Genomic DNA, 10,386 nt, shown 5'->3' with positions numbered 1-10,386 from the left:
ATATCATCTTATGACCTGTATAAATAGTACTGGAAATCTGGAAATGGTATATCCTTCTTTTTAATATTTTTCTGAGGATAAAAAAGTAATTCCACCTCTTTTGGTGGCATCATCTGGAGTTCTTCAATCGGAATTCCTCCCGCGTGATAACGTTCCATAATCAAAGATAATGTTCCGGATCCAATCTTATACCGATCCATGCTAGAACTTCTTAATTTTTATATTATATTGGCTTGAATCCTTTTCCACGCACTTCATTCGATTCCATTGTAACAAGAAACGCTGATGAATCTACTTTCTTTACAGCTTCTTGAATCGTATGCATTTCTTTATTGTTACATGCACACATTAATACTTCTTTTTCACGTCCTGTATAACTTCCTTCTGCTTTAATCAAAGTTGCCCCTCGTTGTGATAGTTCATCAATTTTTGCCGCAATTTGTGGTCCCTTTTCTGTTACAATCAAAGCAAGTTTTCCAGCATCAACGCCATACATTAACTTATCTACGACAAATGATAGAATATACGTTCCAATTAATCCATAAATAATCTTATCAATGTTTCCACGCATCAGAATTCCACCAATAATTACAATAATAAAATCCATAACAATGATAATTTTTCCTACAGAAATATGTGGCTTTGCCTTGTGTATTGCCATCAAAACAAAATCTGCTCCACCTGTAGAGGTATCTCTCATGTAAATTAATGCATATCCGATTCCTGAGAATACACTCATACAAATACAAGATAACATCATATCACCTTGGTAAACCGGGAACAATGGAACAACCCAGTCCATCAGTATATTAGAAATTAACATTGTCTTTATTGATCTTAAAAAAAATTGTTTTCCCAACAACTTGTAACAAATTAAAATAATTGGAATATTCAAAATTGTCGTCATTGTACCAATTGGAATTTTCCAAAAATAATAAAACACGATTGCAATACCGGATATACCTGCTACCGGAAATCCAGATGCCACTGCAAAATTATAGACTCCAATCGCAATGAAACAACCACCTACAATATCAAGTAAAATATCAATTAAAAATGTCTTTGCCTTTGATTTCAATGTGAGTTCCTCCCTATTACGGAATCTTATTTCTTTTTCATCACAATGCATTGATATGTTTGCAGTTTTATTGAACCTGTAAGGATTTCATCAGTAATCAAATTTGTATAACATTCATTCAAAACCATCTTCACAGGATGTCTGTTAAAATTCTGAAGAAAATACACATCATCTTTCTGTTCTTTTCCACTTCTTTTTGAAACAGTAACTCCATAAGGTAATGTTTCCGTCAGATTTGCTTCCACATTTGCTTCCTCAATTACATCGCCCAAAAATTCTTTCAAAAATTCCAGATCTGGTTGAACAGCAACATAATAAGCTTTTCCTTTGCCATACGCATTTTCTGTAATTGCTGGAGTATTTACATTGTAATCTTGCAAGTATGTTCCCAACGGCTTTGCAGTTTGAAGTGTCACAACTTCTCTTAACACACCGGCTTTATATACATCGTCTTTATAGGAGAAAGTATTTGGAAAATATTCATTCCCAACATCAATCTCATCAACTGATAATCCTAGCAATCTCTCATGTGGTCTCTCTCCAATAAAACATAAATCTGTTTCATCTACAACTCCACTCCAATAAGTTGTTACATATATTCCACCTGCTTCCACATATGCTTCTACTTTATGAATATACTCTTTTTTATGCAAGTACAAGGTCGGAGCAACCACAAGCTGATAATCTAACAACTCTCGATCCATGGAAATTATATCAACTTCAATTCCTTTTTCCCAAAAAACCCGATAATATTTTAAAAGTTCTTCCGTATAATCAAATTTTCTCGATATTGCTTGTGCGTCAGAAAGAGCCCACCAATTTTCCCAATCCATAATAATAGCTACCTTCGCCCTATTACATGTACTTAGTATTTGACTGCCTAGCTTTTCTAGATCTTTGCCAATCCAAGCAACTTCTTGAAAAACTCTATTCTTTTCTGACCCATCATGATCAACAACCGCTCCATGAAACTTTTCACTCGATCCTCTGCTTTTTCTCCATTGAAAATAAAGAACACTATTCGAACCTAACGCAATTGCCTGCATTGAAGATAAGTAATTCATCCCCGGTCTTTTTACATTATTTTCCTCATCCCAATTCACAAGTGATGGTGTTGATTCCATCATCAAAAATGGCTTCTTCTGAAATCCTCTCATCTGGTTATGCATAAAGGCTGCCCACACAGCAATCGGTACTTCATCTTCTTTTGTATGCCAACTCGGATAAGAGTCCCAAGAAATCACATCCAACTCCTCTGCCCATTTATCATAATCCAATGGTGAAAAATACATCATCATGTTTGTTGTAACTGGAAGATCCGAATATGTTTTAACAGCTCGAATCTCTTCTCTACAAAAGTCCTGTAACTGTTCGCTCACAAATCTTTTCCAGTCCAATTTCAAACCGTGTAATTCATCCTCTCCCCTCGGAGAAGGTGAATGAATCTGTTCCCAATCGGTATAAGTATGACTCCAAAACGCACTCCACCATGCATGATTCAATACATCCAATGTTTTGTATTTTTTTTTCAACCATTTCCGAAATGCTTTTTGACATTCTTCGCAATGACAAGAAGCATCCCTAAAATTTCCTCCGTATTCGTTTGATATATGCCAAAGAATTACTCCTGGATGTTTTCCAAAGCGTTCTGATAATTTCAAATCCAACTTTCTAGTTTTTTCTCTCATAACAGCAGACGTGTAACAAAAATTATGCCTTTTTCCTGGTAAATTCTGTATCCCGTTTTCATCTGTCTGCATTACTTCAGGATATTTTTGAGTCATCCAATTTGGCATTGCACCTGTTGGTGTAGCTAGATTTGTATAGATGCCATTGTCATATAAACGGTTAATAATTTCTTCTAAATAGTCAAACTGATATTTTCCTTCTTCTGGCTCTAAAAATGCCCACGAAAATATTCCTAGTGAAACATTATTTACATGCGCTAATTTCATTAACCGGATATCCTCTTCAAGAATATCCGGTCTATCTAACCATTGTTCAGGATTATAATCTCCACCATGCAGAAGACCTGGCATATTTATTTTTTTATATTCCATTTCTAATCCCTTTCTTTATAGATATCATTTATTATTTTACAGCTCCAGTAATACCTTCTGCAAAATTCTTCTGTAAAATAAAGAATACTAAGGCGGTAGGCAATGTACATATTAAGACTGCCAACATAAGCATTCCATAGTCTGTTACATATCCCTCTGTCAGATTTGCTACAACCATTGGCATTGTCATGCTCTTGGATTGTGTCATAATTACTTTCGGCCACATATAACTATTCCAAGCATTCATAAATGTAATAGTCATAGCCGCTGCATATGTTGATTTCATTGTAGGAATAAACATCTGAAAGAAGATTCTAATTTCCGAAAGTCCATCTAATCTGGCAGCTTCAATAATATCACGAGGAAATGATCTTGCACTCTGCCGAAACATCATGATTAAAAATGGGGTTGATACCGTTGGTAAAATGAATCCCAACGTACTATTTAACATTTTCATTTTTGCAACCATCTGAAACAATGGGACCAATATCGTAATAAATGGAACCATCATTGCAAGAAGAATCACACCCATCACGGCATCTTTTGCTTTATCATGATAAATTTCAAATCCATATCCTGCCAAGGAACATATCACCATCGAAACTATTGTAAGTAATATTGCATATTTAAATGAATTGACCAATGCAGCCCCTACATCTTGATTTGCCAGCAGATTTTTCAAGTTTTCTCCCAAATGAGAGCCAAACGATAATACGCCTTTTGATACATCCACACTTTTGTTTGTGGATGCACTTACCATCCAGTACAAAGGAAATACTGAAATAAAAGTAACCAAAATCAAGAATGCATACATTCCTATATTTTTCATCTTTTTAATCACGTTTATCACCCACCCTCATTTGTATAAATGCTAATACTGCAACCAACAGTAATATAAAGAAGGACATCGCTGCTGCATATCCAAAATTCGGCACATACTTAAAACATAAATTATATATGTAATGTGACATAGAGATTGAAGCATTCGCAGGACCTCCATCGGTCAAGTTAATTGATTCATCAAATAACTGTAATGTTCCATTTGTTGACATTATTGCTGTCAACAAGATAGTTGGTTTTAATAATGGAACAGTAATCTTAAAAAATGTCTGTATTGCTGATGCTCCATCAATTTTTGCAGCTTCGTATACTGAATATTCAATGTTTTGCAATCCAGAAAGGAAAAATACCATATTATATCCTGTCCATCTCCACAAAAGAGCCAATATGATAACCATTTTTGCCGCAAATGGTTGTGTCAAAAAATTATATGGTTTATCCAAAATTCCCAAATTCACTAGAACATAATTTACTAATCCATCATTTGCAAACAAAGACCGAAAAATAATTGAGTACGCAACCAATGAAGTTGTACACGGCAAAAAAATCATTGTTCGGAAAAATCCTTTAAACCGTAAGTCTTTTTTATTTAGAATACAAGCTAACACCATCGCTACTACAAGCATAATGGGCACTTGAAGAATGAAATAAAAAAATGTGTTTTTTATTGACTGAATAAATACATCATCTTGAAACAATCTGATGTAATTTGTAAATCCAGCCATCTGCATATTTCTACCTTTCCCTGTCTGAAAAGATAAAACTAACGCTTTGATCATTGGCCAAAAACTAAACACCGCAATCAAAAATGTTGCTGGTGCCAAAAAAGCCCATCCTGTTAAATTATGCTTTTTTTCCAACGTCATTTTTCTTGGTTTGTTAGACACAAAAACTCCTCCTCTCTATCCATAAGGGGGATGGTTCTACATTCCATCCCCTTGTATAATAGGAATCTCTCTTACTGTCCCATATTAAAATTAACAGTATCTTCCGCTTTTTTAAGCTCTTCCTCTAAATCTGCACCATTTGTAATATTTGTTGTCGCAACAGAGATTGCGTCTCTTGCTTCATGGAAATATGGTCCCGTAATAATAGAAGGAACTTTTGTTGAATAGTCAACTATTTTTTCAAACACTGCATCACCAGAGAAAAATTCATTCGGTACTGCATATGCATCAGAATCTCCTGCTGGTGTCCATGTAGCAATTGCTCCACAAGAGAGAATATTATCATATAACTCTGTACTTCCAGCAAATGTAGACGCAAGAAAATCTTCTGCTAACTCTACGTTTCCACAATTCCCTGAGATTGCCCAGGAAGAACCTCCAATATTTGAATAGTTTGTGGCACCCTTTACATTTGTAAGTTTTGGAATATTTGTAATAGCCCATTTTCCAGACTGATCCTCAGCTGTCTGAATTGTTCCCATAATCCAACACCCATTAATCACACCTGCAACTTCACTGTTCAACATTGTGCCAGTGTATTCATCCCAGTTATTTACTTCCTGTAACACACCTGAATCTTTCATTTTACAATATGTATCAATTACCTTCTTCAAAGTGTCATTTTTTGCAATATTCGTTGTTCCATCTTCATTAAACAAAGATGCTCCTGCAGACTGTAACATCATCGTAAGCAAATCACATTCGCCTGCTAACGTTGTCAATAATGGTTTTCCTGTTTTTTCCAGTACTACTTTGCCTTTTTCAACCCACTCATCCCAAGTAATATCTGTAAAATCTTCTAAAGTCATTCCAGCTTCTTGCAAAATATCTGTACGATAACAAGCAATTGCTGCTCCGTTGTCAAAAGGCACTCCATAGTGTTTTCCATCTACAACAGAAAAATCTGTTTTACCAGAAGCAAATTCTGAAAAATCAATTTTCTTTTCAGAAATTTCTGTAAATACATCTGGATAAGATATTACATTTTTTTGGAATGCATGGTCTTGCATCAAAAAAATATCTGGCAATGTGCTTAGATCTCCTGATGTACCAGCCGTAGTAAGTCTAGACTGTACATCTACATCTCCAACTTCGACAATATCAATTTTCACATCTTGATGATCTTCTTGATAAATTTTTGCAGCTTCTTCCATTGCAAAAATATTAAATGTTTTGTCCCAACACCATACTGTAATTGTATTATCGTCTTTTTTGTCCCCTGAACCTCCGCATGCTGCAATACCCATTGCCATCGTAGCTATCAATAAAATTGCCACTATTTTTTTTCCCATTTGTTATATTCTCCTTCTACCATGCCCCTTGATAGCCTATTGTTACCGCACTATTCTGAGCTCCTGCTTCCATCGAATCTTGAACATTCAATCCATTCAAAATCCCATATAAAAATCCGGCAATAAAACTGTCGCCTGCACCCATTGTATCAACAACTTTACACTCTATGATTCCAAATCGATACCAAGAATTTCCATCATACCCAATGCTTCCATTTTTCCCCAATGTTGCAATAATGACTTTAGGTCCTTTTTGTTGCATTGCTTTCATGAATTCCTTTAATTGTTCCATACAATTTTCTTTTTCTTTTAAGCCCATGCTATGATATTTCTGTCTAAACTCATTGCGTGATTCCTCGTCAAAAGAGAAGAATGCATATGTCACATATGGAATCGCTTTCTCAACAATTGGATTTGCAAATTTATTTGCAAAATCAAATGCAACTGGAATTTCTTTCGAAATAAGTGGAAGCTCATCTTCAATCATTCCCCAAATTCCTGTAACCGCTAAATCATGTTTCTTTATAAAGGAAATGTCTTGTTCTCTTAGCTTAAAGTCTGCCAAAACACCTTCTTCATATTTTCCAAACACTCTATCTCCATCTACAATGTCAACATGTGTAACTGCGGTTTTTCCATCCAGCACTTGAATATGAGAAGTATCAACTCCTTTATTTTGAATTGCACTTATCATGATTTTTCCGAATGAATCAGTTCCAACAGCACCTGTATAAGAACTTTCTCCACCTAATCGTTTTATGTATACAGCAACATTCACTGGGTTTCCCCCTGGATAAGATTCATTCAATGAATCATAATAATCAATACAATTATCTCCTATTGCTGCTACTCTTATCTTTCTGTCCATTTTGCCACCTTAATAGTCCAGACGTCTGTAATATCTTCTGATTTCCATAGGATGACAATTGACTTTTTCCATATGTGCATCAATTCTCTGTGTTACCGCATGCATCACTAAATGTGATATATATCCTCTGTACTCTGGACTAATTCCTTTTAATTCAAATTTCTTGGTATCAATAATATTGTATTTTCCACAAATGCGTGGCAAGAAGTTTGCAACGCGCTCGCTCAATGATCTCTGAGAATCTTCCCCAATAAATACTGTAACTGGTGTATCTTTGTCAATTATTTCTAACATTCCATGGAAAAATTCTGCACTGTGGATAGATTTTGTACGAATCCAATGCTGTTCTTCCCAATAACACATTGCATAAGAATATGTGGCACCATACTGGTTCCCAGCCCCAACAAAATAATGAATTTTGTCATCCTTATGACGATTTGCAAATTCTTCTCCGAAAGCATCTGCTTCCTTTTCAACTTCCACAAGTGCAGTTGCCAAATACTGATCCAACTCCTTGTATAAATCCTCATATTCTGGAAATTCTCCTGCATTATACATAAATCTATCTGCTACCATATAAAATTTCAATTGTTCATTGGCAGGATATGTAATCACATAGTCTACAAGTTTTGCAAGTTCTGCAGTAGCAACATCAATAAAACCAATCACCCTTGCTCCACTCTTCTGTGCTTTTTTTACTCCATCTACGATTTCAGAAGTTGTTCCTGTAACAGACGAAATAATTACAATAGTTCCTTCTCCAACTTTTTTATTTCCAGTTGTCAAATACTCTGCTGCGTTTTCAACAAAAAATGAAAGTTTTGATTTTTCTTTCATATGAACCTCTGCCTGGAGGCAAGATGCATATGTTCCACCGATACCGAGCCAACAAATATTTTTGTATCCTTCTTTACAAATTCCATCAATCAATTCATTAATTTGATTTCTCAGAGCAAGCGCTCCATTCACACTTTCAATCTGTTTCTGTTCATTAAATTTCAACATATTGTTTTCCCCTTTCGCTTCCTTTGTATTGGTGACTATTTTTAAATTTAGTATACCACTTTTTTATTTTTTTTCAATACTTCATGTAAAAAATATTGAATATTGTTGTATTTTTATAAATATAAATGCATTTATTTATACACAATGCATATATTTCTTTTATTCTGGTATGAAACACATTTTAAATTTACTATACCAGTTTTTATATTTTTTATTTATTCATTTCTTTTTTCCTTTCCATTTGCTTTTTAAGAACTGACAACGTATAATTTGATTAGAATTTACAAGTAAATTATAATATTAGGAGTTCTTATGAAAAAAAATTTATTAACTTTAGATGTTGCATTATCAAAAGAAATCAAATACATGCTAAAGGAAGAACACTATCTTCCAGGTGACAAACTGCCTTCGGAACGAAAGCTGGCAGAGCTGTTTCATGTACAACGCTTAACTGTTCGTGGAGCCTTGAATCTGTTACTTCAAGATAAAACAATTATCTCAAAACCACGAAGTGGTTATTACGTAGCGCCTAAACGCATTTTACAATCCATTCGTAATTTTTCCTTACATTCAGAGGAAGATAGCGGACAATTAACTTACGAATTATATGATTTCAAAAAAATAGAAGCAGATAACTATCTTGCAAGCGAAATGTTACTTCCTGAAAAATCGAAAATATACAAAATTGTTTGGCTTTATTCAGATGGTACTCAACTAATTTGTATCAATACAACTTATATTCCTGAATATATCTATCCAAATCTCACCCAACAAATTGCTGCTTCTGCTCCTGCAATTGATTTGATTACAAACAATTGTCAAATAACCTTGGCAAAATCGAATCAAAAAGTCACCTTACTTTACGCAGACACAAAGACTGCTCAAATTTTAAATATTCCTGTTGATAGCCCTTTAATGAAATACAAAGGGCTCATGTATGATAAACAAGGACATCTTGCAGTCTTTTTTGAAAATAATATGCTAATTGATCGTTTTGGTTTTATCAAGGAGGTAGTTTTATGAGCAATGATGATGTATTAGCCGCACAAATAAAATCTAGTATCATTACAAAAATTAAAACACAGGAATATCTTCCTGGGGAGTTGCTTCCTAGCGAACGGGATTTTGCAACAATGTATAGTGTAAGTCGGTATTTGATTCATGACATCTTTGACGAATTAATTAGCCAACATTACTTAATTCGCGTTCACGGAAAGGGAACTTTTGTCCGCAAACCCGAACAAAATCGAGTTGCTTTAGGAGTACTAAATGAATCAAAAAATGCCAGCTTTACCTCTTTAGTTCGTAACTTTGGTATTGAAATTTCCAATAAATGCTTAGGCACAGGTATAATCAAAAACAGAAAATACTTTGCAGATAAACTTGGACTTTCTGAAGAAGATGAAATATACGGTATTCATCGAATTCGTCTTGGAAACAAGGAACCTCTTGCAATTGAGTTTACCTATGTTCCTATTCATTTTTTTTCAGATATCGATAATTACAATTTTGAGCACATATCGCTTTATGATTATATGAAATCCAAAAATCATTTGCCTGTAAAATTTAATGAGACAATGGTGATGGTAGAAGCAGGCGAAAAACTTCAAAAGCACCTTCATCTTCCAAGTGCCACCTCTATCGTCAACTATATTGAATTCATAGGATACGATGAAAATGGTAATTTAGTTGAATATACAGAAAGTTATTCACGCCCTGATAAACTTGAAGTGCGCTTTGTCACAAATGATATCTAAATTTACTTTAATTTTACCATTTAGTATGTGTATGCACCATAAACAAAACAAGATAGAATATACACAAAATAATACTTTTGTTAGGGGCGGGGAAAATTGACCACCTAAAGCCGCTTAGAATTAACCATTTTTAGTCGGATAGAAAAGTCATTGTATTTTTCTCTTCATGTTCTAAAATGATGTATGCCAATGCATCAGTAGAAATCACAATGGAAGAAAAACACAATGACTTAACTGAAATAATAGCACATCACTTCACAATTTTTACATTTCTTTAGTAAGCGCCCAATATTAATGCGTTCAGATACAAAATTACCCCAGCCCTTTGCGGGTTGGAGTAATTCACTATAATTCACATGCGATTTTTGATAGATTGGAGTTTTTCACTCCAAGGTGCCAGATCTGCAAGCTGTTCATCGGTCATATCTTTATCTGGCCGGTGCTCCAGCAGAAATTTAAGATATCCATAAATATTCAGCCCATGTGCTTTTGCCATCGTATACGGTAAACCATGAGTACTGGCTCATTTTTTGACCGCC

The 10,386-nt window shown here is 34.5% G+C and carries 10 protein-coding genes and 1 pseudogene; 2 read left to right on the top strand and 9 right to left on the bottom strand.

Annotated features, from left to right (window positions below):
• Nucleotides 1–8: 8 nt before the first annotated feature.
• The 8 genes from QVP40_RS01785 to QVP40_RS01750 all read right to left on the bottom strand — a co-directional run bounded on the left by QVP40_RS01785 (nt 9) and on the right by QVP40_RS01750 (nt 8,090).
• Complete coding sequence (locus QVP40_RS01785) at nt 9–200, bottom strand: hypothetical protein (RefSeq protein WP_173753397.1); 192 nt, start codon at nt 198–200, stop codon at nt 9–11.
• Nucleotides 201–223: 23 nt separating this feature from the next.
• Nucleotides 224–1,129 (bottom strand): YitT family protein, encoded by a 906-nt coding sequence (locus QVP40_RS01780; protein ID WP_173753399.1) that lies wholly within the window; start codon nt 1,127–1,129, stop codon nt 224–226.
• Nucleotides 1,105–3,138, bottom strand: coding sequence for a beta-galactosidase (locus tag QVP40_RS01775; protein WP_022066797.1), 2,034 nt, complete (start codon nt 3,136–3,138; stop codon nt 1,105–1,107). Before QVP40_RS01775 ends, QVP40_RS01780 begins: the two co-directional genes overlap by 25 nt.
• Before the next feature lie 31 nt (nt 3,139–3,169).
• A complete protein-coding gene (locus tag QVP40_RS01770) occupies nt 3,170–3,979 on the bottom strand; it encodes a carbohydrate ABC transporter permease (RefSeq protein ID WP_022066796.1) in 810 nt (269 codons plus the stop codon).
• A complete protein-coding gene (locus QVP40_RS01765) occupies nt 3,972–4,865 on the bottom strand; it encodes a carbohydrate ABC transporter permease (RefSeq protein WP_022066795.1) in 894 nt (297 codons plus the stop codon). The genes QVP40_RS01770 and QVP40_RS01765 overlap by 8 nt, the downstream gene beginning before the upstream one ends.
• 71 nt (nt 4,866–4,936) lie before the next feature.
• On the bottom strand, nt 4,937–6,217 hold the full coding sequence (locus tag QVP40_RS01760; RefSeq protein WP_022066794.1) for an ABC transporter substrate-binding protein: 1,281 nt from the start codon (nt 6,215–6,217) through the stop codon (nt 4,937–4,939).
• Between the two features lie 16 nt (nt 6,218–6,233).
• On the bottom strand, nt 6,234–7,085 hold the full coding sequence (locus tag QVP40_RS01755) for a PfkB family carbohydrate kinase (protein ID WP_016222131.1): 852 nt from the start codon (nt 7,083–7,085) through the stop codon (nt 6,234–6,236).
• Nucleotides 7,086–7,094: 9 nt separating this feature from the next.
• Nucleotides 7,095–8,090 carry an SIS domain-containing protein gene (locus QVP40_RS01750; RefSeq protein ID WP_019163030.1) on the bottom strand — a complete coding sequence of 332 codons (996 nt, stop codon included), beginning with the start codon at nt 8,088–8,090 and terminating at the stop codon, nt 7,095–7,097.
• A gap of 312 nt (nt 8,091–8,402) precedes the next feature.
• On the opposite strand from QVP40_RS01750, the gene QVP40_RS01745 reads away from it, so the two are divergent.
• A complete protein-coding gene (locus tag QVP40_RS01745; RefSeq protein ID WP_022066793.1) occupies nt 8,403–9,113 on the top strand; it encodes a GntR family transcriptional regulator in 711 nt (236 codons plus the stop codon).
• Nucleotides 9,110–9,847 (top strand): GntR family transcriptional regulator, encoded by a 738-nt coding sequence (locus QVP40_RS01740; RefSeq protein ID WP_022066792.1) that lies wholly within the window; start codon nt 9,110–9,112, stop codon nt 9,845–9,847. The genes QVP40_RS01745 and QVP40_RS01740 overlap by 4 nt, the downstream gene beginning before the upstream one ends.
• Before the next feature lie 352 nt (nt 9,848–10,199).
• Here the strand turns inward: QVP40_RS01740 and QVP40_RS13815 are convergent.
• Nucleotides 10,200–10,349, bottom strand: a pseudogene (locus QVP40_RS13815) (transposase domain-containing protein); the annotation flags it as partial.
• Between the last annotated feature and the right edge of the window lie 37 nt (nt 10,350–10,386).

This window comes from Blautia sp. CAG:257 (assembly GCF_000433815.1).
Lineage (GTDB): Bacteria > Bacillota > Clostridia > Lachnospirales > Lachnospiraceae > Blautia_A > Blautia_A caecimuris.
This window is presented reverse-complemented; position numbering and strand designations above follow the sequence as displayed.

What these genes read in the sequence shown, in the direction of transcription:
- QVP40_RS01775 (WP_022066797.1), bottom strand. Translation starts at nt 3,138, where the DNA reads ATGGAATATAAAAAAATAAATATGCCAGGTCTTCTGCATGGTGGAGAT.
- QVP40_RS01740 (WP_022066792.1), top strand. Translation starts at nt 9,110, where the DNA reads ATGAGCAATGATGATGTATTAGCCGCACAAATAAAATCTAGTATCATT.
- QVP40_RS01760 (WP_022066794.1), bottom strand. Translation starts at nt 6,217, where the DNA reads ATGGGAAAAAAAATAGTGGCAATTTTATTGATAGCTACGATGGCAATG.
- QVP40_RS01785 (WP_173753397.1), bottom strand. Translation starts at nt 200, where the DNA reads ATGGATCGGTATAAGATTGGATCCGGAACATTATCTTTGATTATGGAA.
- QVP40_RS01750 (WP_019163030.1), bottom strand. Translation starts at nt 8,090, where the DNA reads ATGTTGAAATTTAATGAACAGAAACAGATTGAAAGTGTGAATGGAGCG.
- QVP40_RS01780 (WP_173753399.1), bottom strand. Translation starts at nt 1,129, where the DNA reads ATGCATTGTGATGAAAAAGAAATAAGATTCCGTAATAGGGAGGAACTC.
- QVP40_RS01745 (WP_022066793.1), top strand. Translation starts at nt 8,403, where the DNA reads ATGAAAAAAAATTTATTAACTTTAGATGTTGCATTATCAAAAGAAATC.
- QVP40_RS01755 (WP_016222131.1), bottom strand. Translation starts at nt 7,085, where the DNA reads ATGGACAGAAAGATAAGAGTAGCAGCAATAGGAGATAATTGTATTGAT.